The sequence below is a fragment of the Bacillus cereus group sp. MG9 genome (genome assembly GCF_040459995.1).
Lineage (GTDB): Bacteria > Bacillota > Bacilli > Bacillales > Bacillaceae_G > Bacillus_A > Bacillus_A mycoides.
The window spans coordinates 1,108,318-1,128,127 of the sequence record NZ_JARVHC010000001.1 but is presented as its reverse complement, the minus strand read 5'-3'; the positions used below and the strand labels follow the sequence as shown (position 1 = coordinate 1,128,127).

Below are 19,810 nucleotides of genomic sequence, written 5' to 3'. Positions count from 1 at the left end.
AAATCTTCATAATAGAAAAATCATCCTTTATTTCTTATAAAGGATGATTTTTCTATTATTTATTCAGAGGAATTTCACTATATATAAACTTAAATATACTATTTTTGAAGAGTAAATTGTGAAACAATCTGCTTTAATCCTCCTGCTACGCTATGCAGATGCTCAATTGAAACCGAGATTTCTTGAACCGATTTTTCTTGCTGATGAATAGACTCTTTTACCCTATCAGTTCGATCAGATGATCTTTGAGAAATTTGAGCCATGTCTTCTGCAGAAGCAGAAATCTCCTCACTACTCGCTGCAATTTCATCTGTAGACATAGATACAGTTTGAATTTGATTAGATACTTGCTGCACTTTTTCAGTGATTTTTCCAAATACTTTTTCTGTATGCATCACTACTTGTGTACCTGCCTGTACCTCATTATCTACTTTCCCCATCATGTCTACCGTATGGTTCGTTGTTCCCATAACTTGAATAATAAGTTTCTCAATTTGTTTTGCAGAATCACTAGATTGTTCTGCTAATTTTCTTACTTCATCTGCCACAATTGCAAATCCTCTACCACTTTCTCCAGCACGTGCAGCCTCAATTGCGGCATTTAATGCTAATAAGTTAATCTGAGAGGTAATACCTTGCATAACATCAATAATTTTAACAATCTCTTCTGATTGTTCCTTCATAGTCTCAACTTGTTTGACACCGCTATGTACTGAATTTTGGATCGTATCCATCTGTTGAATCATTTGTTTCATTAATTTGTTACCACTCTCTGCATCTAATGCTGATTGAGCAGACAATTCATTTACAGAGGATGATGTATTCACTATACTCTGCATTCCTTGTGTCAACTCTTCCATCGCACCCGCAGTTTGCTCCATTGCTTGCATTTGACTCTCTGCACCATTTGCAACTTCTTCAATATCTATAGTGATTTTCTTCGCTGCACCACTAGATACTTCCGATGCAGATACTACTCCGTCTGCATGTTGGAATAAAAGCTGAATATTATTATCTACTTCTTGCATATTTGCTCTTAGCCCTGCAATCATCTCGTTAAAATCACTTACTAATAAGCCCAATTCATCTTTAGCATTATAATCACCATATACAGTTAGATCTCCTTCTTTTGCTCTTTCCATCATACGACTAACCGTTTGTAAAGGAGCAACTATAAGCTTGCTAATAATATAACTTACTATACATATAACGATTGTAGTAACTACTGCAAGAATGATAAAAGTAATAACGGACTGATCTATCATTTTTTGAGAATCTTTAAATACTTGATCAGCTAAGTTTGAAACATATGCTTCTAGATCTACCGCATAACTAGCTAACTCTACTCCCTTTGGTTTTAATTCCTTATGAAATTCGTTTACCAGCTGGGGTTCGTTTGTCACCTTCGCTTTTTCAAACAACTTTTTATATGTATCCATATAACTTGGCAAAGATTTCTTCATCTTCTGAAACAGTTCATCCTCTTGCTTACTTAAATTAACGCCATCATCATATTCTTTTAATAAAGAATCATATTTCTTTAGATCCTTTTCAACATTACCAATAATCCCCTCTTTATTTGTCCCCTCATTTTGTGACGTTGTAATTAATTCTAGTAAGTTATATTCTAGTGAATTTTGTGTACGAAGCATCCCTTCTAATAAAATTGCTGAATTTTGATAATCATCTACGACAATTTCCGTATCATACTTAATCTGATTAATTGAATTAACTGCTACACAACTCATAGTTATCATTCCCAAAACTGCTAATGAGATAAGCGAGAACAATTTATATTTCACTTTTAAATTTTGTAAAAAATACATTTTTCCACCTTTATTCCTTTATATATAGATTTTTAGAATTTTATAGCTTATTATTTACAAAATCACAATAAAAAGCAATGATAAATATTCCCATTCTCAAACTTATATTTTTATAAAAAGAAAAAAGTAGCATAATCGCTACTTCTTTCTTTATTTTTTCTGTTTTTCATATTGTTCAAACGTATGAATTCTTTCAAAAATTGGTGGATGTGTATATAAGAAAAACTTCACTAACGCAGGCGGATTCACTTGGCTTAAGCTCGTTTTTGATAAATATTGAAAAGTTTTCACACCTGATTCCCCATCTTTCGTCATGTCTAGAGCGTATTGATCTGCCGCCCGTTCTTCTATGCGTGATACGTAATTTGATGCAGGACTTGCAGCAAAAGATAGTATAGAAGAAATTAAGAAGAATAAAGGTAAAATTGAGAAACACGCTAATTTTGAAATTTGCAATGTATCTCCCCATTTTCGAATACACATATTTAAAATACAACTAATTAAATACATACCTATAAACGATATCAAGACATAGCTCGCAACGCCCCAATATATATGTTTCATTACGTAATGTCCCATTTCATGAGCCATGATAAATAAAATCTCTTTATCTTTTAATTGCTTAAGCGTCGTATCCCACATTACAATGCGAGAGTTAAGGCCAATTCCCGTTACGTACGCATTTAACGAATTCGTTTTTTCCGACATATTTACTTCATATACGTGTTTAGCTGGAATATCAGCTTTATCTGCCATTGTCAAAATTTTCGTTTCTAATTCTTTATTTTTTAGCGTCGAGAAATCATTGTAAAGTGGATCAATAATAACAGGTTGCACGAACGTTAAAAAAATCGTAAACGGAACAGAGAGTGCCCATCCTGCTAGCCACCATCTCTTCGGGAATTTACGGATAAGCCATAAAAGAACAGTAACGATAAGTAACATAGTCGCGTAATTCACCCAAAAATCGATAACGTGATCTTTTACCCAGCTTTGTGTACTTTGCGTAGAGATTCCGTAATCAACAGACACTTTACGCCCAATCCATTGCATCGGTAATGCAAGAATTGTTGTCAATAATGATAAATAGAAGAAATAAATCGCAACTTGTAAGACATTTATTTTGGTCGTTTCCTTCGACCATTTCTCAAATTTTCTTGAAATACCGAGCACGAGTACAAACAATAAAATAATCCATTCAAGAGGCGTCGCTAAAAAGAAAAGTAAATTTTTCACGCGCGAATAATCTTGGCTTAGCGTAAGCTCCCTCGCATTCATAAAAGTCTCTGGATCTGCCCTCGTTCCTTTATACATGTCCGGAATAATTTCATGATTCCATCCAAATAAATACCAGTATATAAATAGCGCAAAACCAACGTATAAAAAAAGCGACCACCCAATAACCTTCCTCACGTTATTCCCTCCTCTATGCTGCCTGTCTATTATTATTGTAAGTTCGTACTTTCAAAATTAGAACAAGCTAATCGTGATAATTGTTCTAGCTCGTTCAATTTACATAAAAAAACTCTTCTATTACAAGAAGAGTTTCACCTATTTTCAAATATTTTCTTCGGCTCATAATCTAGTATAAGAAATGTACTTACAAACAAGTTCCTTTTACATATCCTATATATTCATAACCCTTAAAATCCTTCTTAAGGAAGCACATCTATTAACAAACTAAAATCTTGCAAAGAAAAAGAACTATATTTCATAATACCTTGTACAGTTAGAAGTAAAATAAGACCCATCACACACATATAATTAATACTTTCTTCATGCTTTTTCTCAGCAACTACTCCGCCCGTTATGCATAAAATCCCTAATAAATGGAGCGCTAAATACATGAAAAAGTAAGCTTCCTCCCAGCGAAGAACAACATTTACTGTCGTAATCAATACTAAACTCAGTACAATCAAATAAAAAAACTTATTTGACGATATTGTTTCATTCATATAATTTTATACATCCCTTTCAAATTTCGAATTAATGATGATTTAGTTTTCATAAAGTGAAACTTTAATCAGTGGGGTTTTGTTCATCCCCACTGATTATTAGTTGAACCAATCGGGCGTTTACGGACAGTTAATCTCCCACCTAACTTCTTTGCTCCAGTCGAATTTTGAGGTGGGAGTTTTACTGCCCGTTAATGCGGGATAAAATAAAAGTCCCCATCACTTTCTCAAACATTTTATGAGCCCTAACATAATTCACTTCATTTTTTACATACTGTCTGAAGATGCGCTTCATCATTTCTTCTATAATAAAGCTGACTATTATTAATGTCCCTAACACGATAAAAAGAAAAATAATATTTCCTGTATCATTATTGATGGAAAAGTACTTATATCTAATAGAAGTACAATAATCTATCATTTCCTTCAATATTTTCTCAAACGTCTTCTCTACCTTATTTATCTCCTATTATACTTGAAAAGCTCTTCTCCCTCTCCGCATATATAACAGGCACTTCTTTACTCCAATATTTGCGATTCACAAATAAAAAGATGAGCACTAAGTTTAATCCTGTCATAAAAATAATTAATCCTGGAAAGAATGTCGTATAGTTCGAAAAATCGGCAAAACTCATTATCTTTTCTCTACTTACTAAAAAAGAAGAACTAAGCACAAACGCATTGTTTAACATATGAATAGCAATTGGCATGAGTAAGCTTTTCGTACGAATATATACAATTGATAGTACGATGCTAAACACAACTGCACCAAGGAAATCAACATGTAAGCACGCAAATAAAAGTGCTACAACGACCATTGCTATACTAGTACCCCATTTTGCCGCAAAACGCTGCAGTAAAAACCCTCGAAAAACAAACTCTCCGACAATAGGCGCGATAAATACAACCCTAATAAATTGAAATACATATCCCCCGGTACTATCTATAATCGGTTCATGCAAGGCATTCATAATAAAATCTGGTGTAATCCATGCAAAGCTGTACATATATAAAATAAGATAGCCGTAACTAAACATACAAAGCATAATCGCGATGTACAAAACTTGCACTAGGTTAAATGTTTCGTTTCTATTAATAAATAATGAAAATGAAACACGATGCTTTCTATATCCGTAAAAAAGCCATATTATTGGAAGGATATAAAATATAAGCATATTTATAAAAGATGAATTCTGTATATGAAATGTATTTTCTAGCACTTCATTACTACTTCGTGCTATTAAAATTAGTAATGCAAATGCAATTAAAAAATATCTAGCTCGCATCGTTTGAAACGGATTCACATTCATCTCCTCCCCATGTTACTTTTATCATATCATTTGAATCTTAATTTTTTGTGAAAGAAAACCTTAAAATTTCCTTAAAAATTCCATAAGTTACAAAAAGATGATATGATATTCGAGGAAATTAGGAGGGATTCATATGTATCACGCAAATATTCTACTCATTGATGATGAAACAGCAATTTTACAATTACTAACTACCATTCTTGAAAAAGAAGGTTTTTCTCATATTACAACTGCAACATCTGCGGAAATAGCCTTATCTCTCACCGAGCAAAACGATTACGATTTAATTATTTTAGATGTAATGCTTCCTGGACAATCCGGTTTTGACATTTGTCCAATCATTCGCCAAAAAACGGATTGCCCTATCTTCTTCCTAACAGCAAAAACATCTGATGTAGATAAAATTTCCGGATTTTCATACGGTGCGGATGATTACATTACGAAACCATTTAATCCACTAGAAGTAGTCGCTCGTATGAAAGCTCAACTCCGAAGACATATGAAACAAAACATACAAGAACAAAGAATATACTCCTTTTCTTTTGGGAGATTTGAAATTGATCAACATTCTGCGGAACTAACAGTAGATGGAAACGTTGTCGAATGTTCCGCTCAACTCTTTCAACTACTACTATTCTTTTGTGAGAATCCGAACTACGTATTTTCGAAGGAAGAATTATATGAAAAAGTTTGGGGAGCACCTGCCTATAATGGAGATGATAATACTGTTATGGTTCACATTCGAAAACTACGTGAAAAAATTGAACAAGATCCAAGTAAACCAGAATACATAAAAACAGTTCGCGGACTTGGCTATAAGTTCATTACAAAGTAGGTTAAAGATATGAATTTTAATAAACGACTTATAATCCAGTTTATTTTACAACACGTTTTTGTCTTAGTTACGTTACTTATCGCAGTAATTGCTTCTTTTTCTTATTTAATTTTTCTTCTTAATAGTACTTTATATGAACCTAATATTTCTGATTATGATACCTTTACAATCTCCGAATATATTTCTTCTGAAGACAATAACATTACTTTAAAATCTGAGGTAAAAGATTTAATAATAGAAAAGAGTGATTGGCTTCAAATTGTAGATGAAGATGGAAAGGTCCTTTACAACTTTAATACGCCTAAAGATGTTCCGACCTCTTACACAAAGACATCCTTACTTACGTATTTACAGAATAGTAACAACAATATTTATAAATTTAACTATTGGGAAATTAAATTAGAAAAGAAACCAGTGATCGTTATTTACGGTGCCAAACTAAAAAGTAATGCATTACTAAAAACGATACAACAAGGACACCCTTCTTTATCATTAAATGAATTTGCATTAACTGAACAAGAAAAACAATTACTTTCTAAAGAAAAAGCAACACTGCAAATATTTAATAACAATGGCGAAGAAGTTTTTTCCTATCCAACTGGGAAGAAAAAAACATTTTCGGCTATAAAAACGGCTCTTAATGAAAAAGAACCGTGGAATTATAAAGAAAATACATCTAGTTTTTACGATTCAAATAGTGGTCATCTCGTCGTTGTATCCGCCCCAAACGCTCATTATTATCCAGATGATGAATTAGATGATATATTTACCAAGAAACTTCTAATCGGATGCAGCTTAATCCTCCTTATTGTGTTTGCTTATTTAGTCATTCTTTCAATTTGGTATGGAAATAAGTTTGGAAAGCCTTTATTACACACGATGCGCTGGCTTAAAAACATAGCCGGAGGAAAATATGAAGAACCTGTTAATAAAAAAGGCAAACCTGTTCGGTTTCGGCGCTCTGGTAAAGAAAAATGGTCGTTCCGCATATTTAAAGATGTTACAAACTCACTAGAGCACCTTTCTATTACTTTGAAAAAGAACGATGCAATGAGAAAAGTACTGCAACAAACACGTGAAGAGTGGATTACCGGCCTGACGCATGATCTAAAAACACCGCTTAGCTCTATATACGGCTATGCATTATTACTAGAATCGAAGCAATATAATTGGACGGATCAAGACATTCAACAATTTGGCCATGTAATGAAAGAAAAATCTCAATATATGACTACATTAATTGATGACTTAAGCTTAACATATCAATTAAAAAATGATACTCTTCCTGCGCAACACGTAAATGTTGAAATTAATCAGTTCGTCCGAAAAGTACTATTACAATTTATTAATAACCCGACACTACAAAATCAAAACATTGAATTCGTGCCAAGTTCAAGCAAAATCCAATATTTTATTGAAGAAAAATGGTTCCAACGTATTATCGAAAACCTACTCGCAAACGCTGTAAAACATAATAATGAAACGACAAACGTAATCGTAAAACTTTCGCAAAATGCAAATTCATTTACACTATCTATTTCAGATAATGGAAAAGGTATGGATGATAAAACGAAAGAACTTCTATTCGAGCGATATTACAGAGGAACGAATACAGAAGAAAGCAACATCGGAACTGGACTTGGTCTTGCCATTACAAAACAGCTCGTTCATGCCCATAACGGAACGATTTTCATTGATAGTGAACTTGGAAAAGGAACGACGATTATACTTGTGTTTCCGTTTAGTTCGTAGGAAAAGGTGCTTTTATAAAGCACCTTTCTCTTTTCGGAGCAGCGCGCTAGTAAATGAAATTATATCGACTTAACTATAAAATACAACAATAGTAGCAACCTATTAATAAAAGAAGACCGTCCAAAAATACCTTTTGAACGGTCTTTCTTTCTATTATTTCTTCTTCACCGGTATCCAAAGTTCAATTTGAGCGAACTCACTTTTATCTGCATGGGAACGTTCATCGTATAGCTCAAACTCATTAACGCCGCAATGTTCGTATCCTGAATGCGGGAACCATTCTGAGAATACTGCATTCCACGTTTGGTGAATAGACGATACCATTTCTTCATGAGGAACTTTTGGCGTTGTAAATACTGCATACGTTGCGGATGGGAATGTGCGCTTTGCAACTGCATTTGGTACATTTTCAAAGTCTGTAACTTCCATTCCGATAATATAAGTGAAGTCCCCTGTTTCTAAATTAAAATCAGTACATAATCCAAGTTCTACCCATTGGCTCGTATCTTTACGATTCGGAATCGTCGTTCCAAGATCTTTTTGTAAATATTCTTGCCAAAATGCTGGAATGTCTTGGTGGTTTTTTCCTTCTTTACTTGTCGTCTTCAGCTCATAACCCGCCATTAAAAATTCTGGTTTATTTACAATACGATATTCCATTTGTATGCCCCCTAAATATGGATTTAATTTTCTTTGTTTTACATTCACTCTATAATACATTGGTGTTTCAATTTCTTGTTTTCGATATTCACTTGGTGTCATTTGAAATAATTTTTTAAAGGCTCTCGTGAACGTTTCATGAGATTGAAAGCCATGCTCAAATGCGATATCAATAACTTTTTCATCCGTATGAGAAAGTTGATAAGCTGCCCGGGCTAACCTCCTCTTTCGAACATACTCCATTACTGTATCGCCTACTAACGCCTGGAATACACGATGAAAATGCGACTCAGAAAAACCTGCAACACGTGCTAAATTACGCAGCGTTTGTTTTTCCATTACATCTTCCTCAATATAATCAATTGACCTTTGAATTTGTGTTTCATAGCTTTCCATCTCTGTTCACCCGCCTTATATGTATTATGATAAAAGAGAATCCTATCCAATTCTTGACGTTTTTTACTATAATTCCATAAAAATTGTAACTTTTTTATATGTATTTCGTTGTTATGTATGAAGGGAGGGAAATGTAGTGAAACGCAAACAATCATTAGAAGAAATTTACTCCGAGCATATGCAAGATTTATTTCGCTATCTTCTCTCCCTAACCGGAGATTCTCATAGTGCTGAAGATCTCATGCAAGAAACATTTTACCGAATGCTCGTCCATATTGACTATTATAAAGGAGAAGAAATTAGGCCGTGGTTATTTACAATCGCCTACAACGCCTTTATCGATTGGTACCGAAAAGAAAAGAAGTATAAAACAACGCAAATTGAAGAATTCCATTTACCAAACGTGCCAAGTACAGAACACTCTTATTTCGTAAAATATGAGATTACTAGTTGGTTACAAAGTATATCCTCTCTTCCGCTCGAAAGACGAAATGTGTTACTACTACGAGATTACTACGGATTCTCTTATAAGGAAATAGCAGAAATGACTGGTCTCTCGTTAGCAAAAGTAAAAATTGAATTACACCGAGGACGAAAAGAAACGAAAAGCATAAAGGAGTGATACAGATGGGTTGTGCAGAGTTTAAAAAACTGTGGACGAAATACGAAAAAGGAACGCTCACACATGACGAACAAGAACAGTTAGAAAGTCATATAGAAACTTGTGCAGAATGTGAAGCTCATTTAGATGAATTGCTTGCGAAGAGTGAACCCGTAAAGAAAAAATTACCGCCAAAAGATCTTAAAGTTCCTTTTTGGAGAATTAAGTGGAAACATCGGTTACAAACGTTTGGTTTTATATTATCCATTTGCATCGTTATATATATAATCGGCGGGGTATTATCAGCCTTTTATTTTCAAGCTAATAATGATAAAAGGCTAGAAGAAATTAGAGAAGTTCCTTCGCTTGCACTTGAAGCAACTATCCCAAATAGCCGTGTTATGGGGGGCGGAACAAGTGTAGAAGCTTTTTTCCGTACGAACAGCAGCTTCGATTTAGTAAGAACCGTCGGTAAAAAAGAAATGCCACTCGGTACAGTAGAAACAAAAAGCTTCTTATCATCTGTAGATGTCACGAAACAAACTTGGATGAATCCGTTCTATCAACCAAAACTCTTCTTTGTTCATCCCAAAACAAAGCAGGGTGATTATTTAAAGGATTCCTCAAAAAAAGTATGGGATACACTTGCAAAAGTACATGATGGAACCGTTGCAGAAGTAGCAATTTCTTTTGATAAAACTTACACTTTAAAAGAATTAGAACCGCTTTTATATAGCATATTCGAAGCACAAGAACTCCCTCCAACTCCTGTATGGTACGCTTTAGATACAGGACAAGAAAGAAAAAATGTAGATGACTATATCTTACATGGCGGAGAAGCTATAGGATTTCCAGAACATGTAAGATTTCTAGACAGTAACGCAGACAAGTACAAAACGCCAGAAGATCAAGTAATCGAAATGATGCGCGTCCTTTCTATCCATAAAAAAACGGTAAGTAAAATAGCAGCACTTCCTGAGAAAGAACTAAACTTAGATAAACGTTATAAATATGTAAAAGATAACGGCGTAAAAGTATACGGCATTGTCATTACTGGGCCGTCGAAAGAATTATTAAAATTACAAAACTCCCCGCACGTACGTTATGCGACTCTTGGAGATATTGAGGTTTGGAATTGGTTTGATTAGTGAAAATGAAAAGGTTGTGTAGAAAATAGCAGCTATTTTCTACACAACCTTTTTAATAATTTAAAACCTATATTTCACTAACAGAATCCGTGAATAAAGCGTGGAATACGTTAACTTCCCCCATACGTAAACATTCCGTTTCTATATCAGGAATTGCAGTTCTAGCAACCTCTCGTTCTACTCTTACAAATCCTTTTGTATTCATTAGTTTCTCAAATTCACAAATGGTATCCATTTCTACATCGATTGTTTCAAAAGTCCATTCCCTTACATCTTCATCATATGTTGTTTTTAATACGTATTGACACTCCCACCCCTAAAGGGGCCAGCTGACTAACGTCAGTGGGATTCTTGCTACCAAAGGCGAAGTCCATTTCTGGTATCGCTGACGTGCAAGATTGCGGTGTGCCATCACCACTCCCACAACAGACCATATAGGTTCGTGGGCTACGGTACTGTGACCATACCGTACAGATTGTTCATTCTCAAATGTTTTTACGTCTTTTGCATGACGACTTAATACATTTTACGGAGTAGAAGAATTTGCTACCCCAACCTCATATGTATTCTGTTTTCAGAGAACAATCGTTTTAGAGTCTTTTGCATGACTATGAATAAAGTATACCATGTTTTGCTATGCAAAAACGATGCTTTCATCCCACGTCTAAAGACGGACTAAAGTCCTGCGTGGGCTTTCCCGTATCGTAAATTCTGTAATAATAATATTTATCAAGTAAGCTAACAAAAACCCCTAAATCAATATCATCATTTAACATCGGTTCTTTTCCATTTAGTAACACATTATATTCTAGACAATTATATAGGTTTAAATCTGTATAGTCTGACACGTGATAATCACAAAATGTTGACTCGATTAAAGACAAAACTTCCTTTTGAGAGCTTTCGTTTTTTATAAAACTCTCTTTCAAGTCTACAAACTTTTTATGCTCTTTGGACTCCTCGTACAATCCTTCTTCTTTCACAATATTTTTCGGAAAGAATTTGTAAACTGTTTCTTTTAATTCATTCATCATTTCAGGTTTTGCCGTTTTAACCATTCTGTAAATCCTCCTATGCTAAAAAGAATTCTCACCGCAATAAAGAATCATACCCTAAATATGTTATTAATTAACAAATAAATTATATTAAAATAAGCAATATGATTCAATTCTGTTTTTTGAAAATTTTTCTGTTATAATGGCTGATTCCGAACATTATGTTTATCATAATATGAAAATTACAACAAAAAACGACAAAAACCTTTAAATCACCTTAAAAAATATAACAATCCATATGTAAAGAACGAAAGATTCTAAAGCGATTATTGAAAAATATATTATTTTGTCACATTAAAAATTAGTACTTTTTTCACAAATTATTTTTGATGGAAAACTTTATAAAATTTATTTTTTACTATAAAAGGTATTTCTCTGGTAAAATATTATAGTCTCGTAAAAATGTAACACATTTCCATACGAACAACCCTTTAAAGCGAAAAGGTGTCATCATAATTGATGACACCTTTTCCTATTACAAATAAACTAATTAGAAATCACTTTCACATACATCCCTCTTATCGCCTTTTCATAAGCGATATCGCTCATCTGTCTTATTTTTTCCGATACAACAGACGATCGAACAACTTCACCTTCACGAAGTAATGGAGGATCAATAAGACGCACTTTATTTTTCTGATGTAGATCATACTCATTTCTATCTTCTTTTACTTCTATACTTGGATGAACTTTTCTTAATAAAGCATCTACTTCTTGATCTTTACATAGCCGCAATTTCGTAATAAGCTCATGATCTTCAAGAAGAAAATCATCTGGATTGATTATCTTTTTATGAAGAGCTAATTTTAACGTTTTAGCTAACATATCGTTTCCATAAATATTCATTGGTTTCATAAAGAAATCAATTACTTCTTTGTAATACGTCTTCGTAAACCATTCTGCAATTTCAATATTTTGAAGAACCATTTTCCCATCTACTTCGATTAAATCCTCTAAAAAACTATGAACTTCTTCTAAAGAAATATATCCATATGTAAACATATCCCGTAATGTGTAATCCACTCGGTCTGCACATAATTCTGGCGCAGATTTTTCAAGTAATGTCCACTTCGAATCATCTAACAAAATATCTTCATAGTTATAACCATGTTTTGAAAGAATCGCCGGGATTTCCGAGTTTTTCACGACAGAACTAAATATTTCTTCATGATAACTTTCATTTTCGTTATCAAAAACGTAATCGATCACATGGGAAAAAGCAGTATGCGATACATCATGCAGTAAACCAGCAATCTGTTCTTCTACTGAACCACCAAGCTTTTTAATTAACAACATGACACCAACTGAATGATCAAAACGTGTTACATTCCATTTCTCATTCATTAAGTAACTTGCTCCGGCCTGATGAACCCCTTTCAGCCTTTGCACAGGTTTACTTAAAATTAATTCTTCTAACACTTTATCTACCTTAAACTCACCGTATATGACATCTAATATGATCACTTAAAATCCCCCTTTTCAAGCAGAGTCTTCTTATAGTATCTCTTTTTCCAAAGAGAGTAAATACGGACATTCCGCCCTTACATATCTATAATTAAAAATATATTGATTTTACGTTTATTTATATATATATATTATAAATGTCTGTTATTTGTTTTAATTCATTTGTTTTTATTGAGCGCTCCTTATATGGAGCCTTTTTTCATTTTAAAAAATAGAGAGCACTCAGCTCTCTATTTCACAATCCTATTCAAATGTAACTTCAACCTGCACAATCTCAGATCTGCTTCCCAGTCTAAGCGGTGGTCCCCAGAATCCAAATCCAGAAGAAACAATTGCGTGGAATGCACCTTTTTGTGCGTATCCCCAGTCTAGTTCGTACATTCTTCTCGTCACAATATGGTTCGGCGCCATTTGTCCGCGATGCGTGTGACCGGATAATAATAAATCAACGCCGGCGTCCGCTGCTTGTTTTAATTCAAATGGTTGGTGATCCATTGCGATAACAGGAAGCGATTTATCTACCGTACTCATTAGATTTTCAAAGCTTTGACGATCTCGCTCTGTTTTATCCCTTCTTCCAACGAGATAAAAATCATCTTCAATTGTAATGACTTCATCTAAAAGAATACGAATATCAATCTTATCCATCTCTTGTAAAAACTCAGGAACAGCTCGGCCGTAATATTCATGGTTTCCTAACACACCATATACGCCTAATGGAGCTTTCATCTGTTTCATGATTGGTCCCATATTTTTCTGAATGAACACACCTGGATGATCGTCGATAATATCACCAGGCAGTAAAATAATATCGGGCTCCATTTCATTTACATGACGAACGAGTCTCTTTAAATGAGCAACTCCAGACAGTTTACCGAAATGCATATCAGAGGCCATCGCAATGCGTAAACTTTTACGCCCTTCTACTTTTTTCGGTATGTGCACTTCGTACTTTCTTACTACTGGACTATATGCGTTGAATACTCCATACGCAAAGATAAAGATGAACGCAAGTAAAACGGCCGATCCTGTCCAAACAATTGCCGTCTCTTTCTCCATTGAAAACTGTAGAAGGAAAACTGTAATATCGGCTAACGGCAATAACATAAGCGCGTATTGTATAACCGCAAACCAAATTGAACCGACCGTTCGCAGGAAAGGAAGGAATTTAAACACTTGTACGAGAATATACGCATATGAAATGAAGCTAACTACGAAAGCGTAATATCCCCAAGATTCCCAGCCGAACACCGTACTGAGCCAAACCCATCCGTTCCAGCCGATGTAAAACATGAGTAGTGTGTATACAATTAAAATAGTGAATATATTGAAATAACGAAAATTTTTCACTGCTAGCCTCCTTATTGATTTCTTCTATTATATCTTGTTATGCACGTTTAACGGAAATAGTAAGCACATGAATCTTCACAATAAAAACATTGATAAGCATATCGTTTTAAAATTTTTAGGAACGGCTGTAATGGGCATTTTAGAATCTTACGTGTTGGATGAAATTGACATTGATGTTGCGTTTATTGCGACGCAGGTTGGGGAATTGATGAGGCGGAATATATAAAAATCAGACATTCACGTAAACAAAGAAAAGCCGCACCTATAAATACTCATATAGGTGTGGCTTTTCACTATTAAATCACAAAATCCTCCGGAATAAACACCTTCACTTCTCTCGGCTGTACGTATACAAAGTCACCAGCTTGAATGTTCAGCTGTCTAAACTGCTCTTTACTAATTTCTGCTTCTAAATATTCCTCTGTTCCGTCGCGCTTCAATTCTACATATACGACAGGGCCAACTGCATGTGAGTATGTTACTTTCGCCGGGATGGCATCTATACTTTGTTTCGTACGATCGATTGATAAGTGATGTGGTCTTACGTATCCCACCCCGTCTACGTTTGAAACGTGCTTATGCTCTGGTGCTTCTAGTTCCACTGATCCTACATTTAGCTTACCTTTATGAACGCGGCCGTGAAATAAATTCACGTTTCCTAAAAAGTCGTATACGAACGGACTTGCCGGTTTTTCATATACTTCTTCCGGTGTTCCCATTTGTTCAATACGTCCTTCATTCATTACAACGATGCGGTCCGCAACGTCTAACGCTTCTTCTTGGTCATGCGTTACGAATACGCTCGTAATTTGAAATTCGTCATGTAGTTTCCGGAGCCATCTTCGTAATTCTTTCCGCACTTTCGCATCAAGTGCACCGAACGGTTCGTCTAGCAATAAGATTTTCGGTTCGACTGCAAGTGCCCGGGCTAGTGCGATACGCTGGCGTTGTCCGCCAGATAATTGCGCTGGATAACGTTTTGCGAAACCATCCATTTTTACTAGTTTCAATAGTTCTGTTACTTTTTCTTTTATTACTTCAGCTGAAGGTCGTAAGTTTTTCTTTCTTACTTTTAAACCGAAAGCGACATTTTCAAATACATTCATATGTTTAAAAAGTGCATAGTGCTGGAAGACGAAACCGACTTGCCGGTTTTTCACGTGAATATCAGTTAAATCTTCCCCATCAAAAGAAATCGAACCTCCATCCGCTTCTTCTAGGCCTGCAATAATTCGTAATAACGTCGTTTTCCCAGAACCTGATGGGCCTAATAAGGCAACAAGTTCTCCTTTTGGAATATCCAAATGAATGTCTGTCAGCGCTTGAAATGTACCATATTGTTTTGATACATTTTGAATTTGAATACTCACCGCACTCACTCCTTATTGTCGTTTTTCCATTCTCCATTCAATCCAGTTTTTTATAACGAGCGTAAAAACTGCGATGAGTGACATTAAAGTCGCCACAGCGAACGCTGCTGAAAATTGATATTCATTGTACAAAATTTCAATATGAAGCGGCATCGTATTTGTAACGCCGCGCACGTGACCAGACACAACGGAAACTGCCCCGAACTCACCAATAGCCCGGGCATTACATAAAATCATGCCGTATAAAAGGCCCCATTTTATATTAGGTAATGTAACTCGCCAAAACATTTTCCAGCCGCTTGCGCCAAGTGATAGCGCCGCTTCTTCTTCACTTTTCCCTTGCGCCTGCATAACTGGGATTAATTCACGCGCAACGAATGGAAACGTAACAAATATCGTCGCAATGATAATGCCAGGAACAGAGAAGATGAGCTTTATCCCGTGTTCCATTAACCATCCGCCAAGAGCAGCACGAGGTGTGAAAAGTAAAACGAATACTAATCCTGCGATAACTGGTGATACAGCAAACGGCAGTTCAATAAGAGATAATAATACTTGCTTTCCTTTAAACTGAAACTTCGTAATAAGCCAAGCTGCTGCTATTCCGAATATCGTATTCAGCGGTACAACAATTAATGCAACGAGAAGTGTTAACCTGATTGCCAAAAATGCTTCTTGATCTGTTACAGCGGCAATATATACATCAATTCCTCGTTCGAACGCTTTCATAAAAATTGTCACGAGCGGCAGTAATAGAAAGAGAGATAAAAATAAAATTGTTATCGTAATGAATAGAATTGGTACAAATTTAGATTCTTTTTTAACTGATACGCTTTTTACTATTTTCTTTTCTAATAATGTTGGTTCCATTTTCTCCCCTCCTATTCACTTTTCAGTTCATGCCTTCTGCTCCAAGTTTGAATCATATTAATAAATAGTAGGAAAAGGAGAGAAATAATAAGCATCACAGCCGCTACAGCTGTTGCGCCTGCATAATCATATTGTTCTAGTTTTGTCATAATCATAAGCGGTGCGATTTCTGTTTTCATCGGCATATTACCTGCAATGAACACGACAGATCCATATTCCCCTAACGCCCGAGCAAAGGCGAGTGAAAAACCAGCAAGTAGAGCCGGGAATATTTCTGGCAAAATAATTTTCACAAATATTTGAAAGCGTGATGCCCCTAAACTAGAAGCTGCTTCTTCTACTTCTTTATCAATACTTTGCAGCACTGGTTGCACCATTCGAACGACAAATGGTAAGCCAATAAACGTAAGCGCCACAATAATGCCGAGCTGGGTAAAAGCTACTTTTATATGAAACACACTAAATATTTTTCCAATAAAGCCATTTTCCGCATAAAGCGTCGTAAGTGTAATACCAGCTACAGCAGTCGGAAGAGCGAATGGTAAATCGATTAGTCCGTCTAATAACCGCTTCCCTGGAAATGTGTAGCGAACGAGTACCCAAGCAATTAATAAAGCGAAAATGGCATTTACGATTGCCGCTGCAAGTGAAGTTGTGAAACTTACTTGATACGAATGCAACACGCGCTCACTCGTTATAACCCCAGCAAACTTCTTCCAGCCTAGCTGCGAAGTTTGAATAAATACGATAGAAAGTGGTATAAGTACGAATAAACTCATATATAGCATTGTAAATCCAAGAGATAATCCAAACCCTGGTAAGACACGCTTCTTCCTCATATAACGTCACCTCATCCCCCCTTATTTTTTATACATTTGATCGAATACGCCGCCATCATTAAAATGCTTTTCTTGTGCTTTTTTCCATCCTCCAAATAGTTCATCAACTGTAAATAATTGAACTTTCGGAAATTGTGATGCATACTTCTCTGCTACTTTTTCATTACGAGGGCGATAAAAGTTTTTCGCCGCAATTTCTTGCCCCTTTTCTGAATACAAATATTCAAGATATCCTTCTGCTACTTTTTTCGTTCCTTTTTTATCAACGACTTTGTCTACAACTGCTACTGGCGGCTCGGCAAGTATACTAATCGAAGGTGTTACAATTTCGAATTTATCTTTTCCAAGTTCTTTTTGTGATAATAACGCTTCATTTTCCCAAGCGATTAACACATCACCAATTCCTTTTTCAACGAAAGTTGTCGTTGCCCCGCGTGCTCCTGAATCTAGTACTTCCACGTTTTTATAAATTTGACCGACAAATTCTTTCGCCTTATCTTCACTATTGTTATATTTCTTCAGTGCATATCCCCACGCCCCTAAATAGTTCCACCGTGCTCCCCCAGATGTTTTCGGGTTTGGTGTAATGACAGACACACCTTTTTTCGTTAAATCATCCCAATCTTTAATTCCTTTCGGGTTTCCTTTTCTAACAAGAAATACAATCGTTGATGTATACGGAGTAGAATTATCCGCAAGTCGCTTCTGCCAATCTTCTGCTAGTTGTTTCTTCTTACTAATCGCGTCAATATCATAAGCGAGCGCTAGTGTTACAACGTCTGCTTCTAAGCCGTCAATAACGGAGCGTGCCTGACTTCCAGATCCCCCGTGTGATTGCTTTACATTTACTGTTTGACCATGCTTCTCTTTCCAATACTTCGCAAAGTCTTTATTGAAATCTTGATATAACTCACGCGTTGGATCATATGAAACATTTAAAAGTTCGACTGTCTTCTTATCTGCACTTCCTTCAGAATTGTTAGTGGATGTTGCCGAACCACAACCTGACAAAAGGACAAATGCTGATAATAAAACACCTGTACTTTTCATTAATGCTGTCTTACTCCACTGTTTCATATATAAAGCCCCCTTAGTTTGTACAATAGAAAAAGGCACACAATCTATTCACAAAAGTGAACGTTGTGCGCCTTCAGTTTCTCTGATGAGCTTCTATTGTATTCTGTTTGATTTCTTTCCATTTTAATTCCGTAATTCACATGTGTCAACTTGGAATTCGGAATTATTATATAAGAAACTTCATACAAGCTAAAAATCAGCGGGAATGGAATCCCACTGATTTTAGTTTCGATTTATTTCTTTAACTTATCTGTCTTCGCAATAAATTGAGCTGCTTCTGCGCGGCTTACCGCTTTATCTGGAGCCCATCCATTATCTGTTCCAACTGAAATATTTTCTTGGATTAAAATGTTCGCATACTTCGTACCCCAATGATCTTTTAAATCAGCAAATTCTTTTGGTAGTTTAATATTTTCATTTCTTTCTAATTTATATGCATTCACCAGCATAGAAGCCATTGATGCACGGTTAATTAGCCCGCTCGGATTAAAGTTACCCTTATCATCACCTTTTACAATGCCAGCTTTTTCAACTGCTGCGATGTAAGGTGTAGCCCAATGATTTTGAGCATCGCGGAATGATGGCTTCGCATCTTTATTAATTTCTAACCCTAAAACAGTAGCTAATATTTTTGCTGCTGAACCACGATCGATATTTTCAGCGGGTGCAAATGTACCATCTGGCTTACCGTGTACTGCCTCTTTGTCTACTAAATATTGAACTGACTCTTGTGCCCAAGTCGGTACATCTGAGAACTTAGATTTGTTTTCAATTGCACTCGCATCGATTTCAAACTGCACTTGATATTTATGATCATATTTAATTGCTGGAATTAATATATGCATTTGCATATTATATTTTTTCGAGAACTCATCGATTTCAAATTGAACAACTTTCGTACCATTATTTGTTTTATCTTCAGAGATCACTTTCACATCATGGAATGTCCCCACTTTATTAGTATCTTCTACTTTAAGATACTGGAAATAGCTACTATCTTGAACTGTTAACGTAACGATTTTTTTATCACCTTGAATTGTTACTTTTTCATTTTTTAAATATGTAGAAGCAACAGATGTTTCATTCGTTTGATCTTTATACGTTTTTAAAATAACGTCATATGTACCATCTGCAAGTTTACTATTTGCTTTCATTTCTACTGCCGCTTCTGCTTTCGCAATCGGTGCCATAATACCACTGAATGGAACTGCTAAAGTTGCTGCTATAACGAACGCATTAACATATTTTTTCTTAATCATTATCAATACGACATCTCCTTTTATATGAATATACCCAACATAA

19 protein-coding genes and 1 pseudogene are annotated in these 19,810 nt (G+C 35.3%); 5 read left to right on the top strand and 15 right to left on the bottom strand.

Going from position 1 to position 19,810, the window contains the following annotated elements:
* Window positions 1–98: 98 nt before the first annotated feature.
* The 5 genes from QCI77_RS05715 to QCI77_RS05695 form a co-directional block, all read right to left on the bottom strand.
* Window positions 99–1,826, bottom strand: a complete 1,728-nt coding sequence (locus QCI77_RS05715; protein WP_113769109.1) for a methyl-accepting chemotaxis protein — start codon at window positions 1,824–1,826, stop codon at window positions 99–101.
* Window positions 1,827–1,976: 150 nt separating this feature from the next.
* Window positions 1,977–3,239, bottom strand: a complete 1,263-nt coding sequence (locus QCI77_RS05710) for a M48 family metallopeptidase (protein ID WP_113769108.1) — start codon at window positions 3,237–3,239, stop codon at window positions 1,977–1,979.
* A 242-nt stretch (window positions 3,240–3,481) separates the two neighbouring features.
* Window positions 3,482–3,781, bottom strand: a complete 300-nt coding sequence (locus tag QCI77_RS05705) for a hypothetical protein (RefSeq protein WP_001006056.1) — start codon at window positions 3,779–3,781, stop codon at window positions 3,482–3,484.
* Between the two features lie 181 nt (window positions 3,782–3,962).
* Entirely contained in the window at window positions 3,963–4,202 is a 240-nt protein-coding gene (locus QCI77_RS05700; protein ID WP_113769179.1) for a malate synthase, read from the bottom strand.
* 34 nt (window positions 4,203–4,236) lie between these two features.
* A complete protein-coding gene (locus QCI77_RS05695) occupies window positions 4,237–5,085 on the bottom strand; it encodes a CPBP family intramembrane glutamic endopeptidase (protein WP_113769107.1) in 849 nt (282 codons plus the stop codon).
* A gap of 139 nt (window positions 5,086–5,224) precedes the next feature.
* Between QCI77_RS05695 and QCI77_RS05690 the strand changes: the two genes are divergently transcribed.
* Together QCI77_RS05690 and QCI77_RS05685 are read left to right on the top strand one after the other, a co-directional pair.
* The gene (locus tag QCI77_RS05690; RefSeq protein ID WP_113769106.1) at window positions 5,225–5,926 is read left to right on the top strand and encodes a response regulator transcription factor; all 702 of its coding nucleotides are present in this window, start codon (window positions 5,225–5,227) and stop codon (window positions 5,924–5,926) included.
* A gap of 9 nt (window positions 5,927–5,935) precedes the next feature.
* On the top strand, window positions 5,936–7,678 hold the full coding sequence (locus QCI77_RS05685; RefSeq protein ID WP_353824650.1) for an ATP-binding response regulator: 1,743 nt from the start codon (window positions 5,936–5,938) through the stop codon (window positions 7,676–7,678).
* 153 nt (window positions 7,679–7,831) lie between these two features.
* Here QCI77_RS05685 and QCI77_RS05680 read toward each other — a convergent pair whose 3' ends face one another.
* Window positions 7,832–8,734: an AraC family transcriptional regulator gene (locus QCI77_RS05680; RefSeq protein WP_033730687.1), complete on the bottom strand. Its 903-nt coding sequence runs from the start codon at window positions 8,732–8,734 to the stop codon at window positions 7,832–7,834.
* Between the two features lie 136 nt (window positions 8,735–8,870).
* On the opposite strand from QCI77_RS05680, the gene QCI77_RS05675 reads away from it, so the two are divergent.
* Both QCI77_RS05675 and QCI77_RS05670 read left to right on the top strand, forming a co-directional pair.
* A complete protein-coding gene (locus QCI77_RS05675) occupies window positions 8,871–9,356 on the top strand; it encodes an RNA polymerase sigma factor (RefSeq protein WP_044444031.1) in 486 nt (161 codons plus the stop codon).
* A gap of 5 nt (window positions 9,357–9,361) precedes the next feature.
* A complete protein-coding gene (locus QCI77_RS05670; protein ID WP_002140777.1) occupies window positions 9,362–10,483 on the top strand; it encodes an anti-sigma factor in 1,122 nt (373 codons plus the stop codon).
* A gap of 67 nt (window positions 10,484–10,550) precedes the next feature.
* Here the strand turns inward: QCI77_RS05670 and QCI77_RS05665 are convergent, their stop codons facing one another.
* The 4 genes and pseudogenes from QCI77_RS05665 to QCI77_RS05650 all read right to left on the bottom strand — a co-directional run bounded on the left by QCI77_RS05665 (window position 10,551) and on the right by QCI77_RS05650 (window position 14,352).
* Entirely contained in the window at window positions 10,551–10,718 is a 168-nt protein-coding gene (locus QCI77_RS05665; protein ID WP_374101387.1) for a hypothetical protein, read from the bottom strand.
* Between the two features lie 463 nt (window positions 10,719–11,181).
* Window positions 11,182–11,541: pseudogene (locus QCI77_RS05660) on the bottom strand (hypothetical protein); the annotation flags it as partial.
* Window positions 11,542–12,024: 483 nt separating this feature from the next.
* The gene (locus QCI77_RS05655) at window positions 12,025–13,002 is read right to left on the bottom strand and encodes an HD domain-containing protein (RefSeq protein ID WP_353824648.1); all 978 of its coding nucleotides are present in this window, start codon (window positions 13,000–13,002) and stop codon (window positions 12,025–12,027) included.
* Window positions 13,003–13,245: 243 nt separating this feature from the next.
* A complete protein-coding gene (locus QCI77_RS05650) occupies window positions 13,246–14,352 on the bottom strand; it encodes a metallophosphoesterase (protein WP_353824647.1) in 1,107 nt (368 codons plus the stop codon).
* 67 nt (window positions 14,353–14,419) lie between these two features.
* Here QCI77_RS05650 and QCI77_RS05645 point away from each other — a divergent pair, with 67 nt between their 5' ends.
* On the top strand, window positions 14,420–14,578 hold the full coding sequence (locus tag QCI77_RS05645; protein ID WP_353824645.1) for a TetR family transcriptional regulator: 159 nt from the start codon (window positions 14,420–14,422) through the stop codon (window positions 14,576–14,578).
* Between the two features lie 70 nt (window positions 14,579–14,648).
* Here the strand turns inward: QCI77_RS05645 and QCI77_RS05640 are convergent, their stop codons facing one another.
* From QCI77_RS05640 to QCI77_RS05620, 5 genes are all read right to left on the bottom strand, one after another.
* The gene (locus tag QCI77_RS05640; RefSeq protein WP_353824643.1) at window positions 14,649–15,722 is read right to left on the bottom strand and encodes a sulfate/molybdate ABC transporter ATP-binding protein; all 1,074 of its coding nucleotides are present in this window, start codon (window positions 15,720–15,722) and stop codon (window positions 14,649–14,651) included.
* 12 nt (window positions 15,723–15,734) lie between these two features.
* Window positions 15,735–16,592, bottom strand: coding sequence for a sulfate ABC transporter permease subunit CysW (cysW, locus tag QCI77_RS05635; protein ID WP_113769100.1), 858 nt, complete (start codon window positions 16,590–16,592; stop codon window positions 15,735–15,737).
* Window positions 16,593–16,603: 11 nt separating this feature from the next.
* Entirely contained in the window at window positions 16,604–17,431 is an 828-nt protein-coding gene (gene cysT, locus QCI77_RS05630; protein WP_353824641.1) for a sulfate ABC transporter permease subunit CysT, read from the bottom strand.
* 21 nt (window positions 17,432–17,452) lie between these two features.
* On the bottom strand, window positions 17,453–18,508 hold the full coding sequence (locus tag QCI77_RS05625; protein WP_002011197.1) for a sulfate ABC transporter substrate-binding protein: 1,056 nt from the start codon (window positions 18,506–18,508) through the stop codon (window positions 17,453–17,455).
* A 233-nt stretch (window positions 18,509–18,741) separates the two neighbouring features.
* Window positions 18,742–19,767: an S-layer homology domain-containing protein gene (locus tag QCI77_RS05620; RefSeq protein ID WP_353824640.1), complete on the bottom strand. Its 1,026-nt coding sequence runs from the start codon at window positions 19,765–19,767 to the stop codon at window positions 18,742–18,744.
* Window positions 19,768–19,810 lie beyond the last annotated feature (43 nt).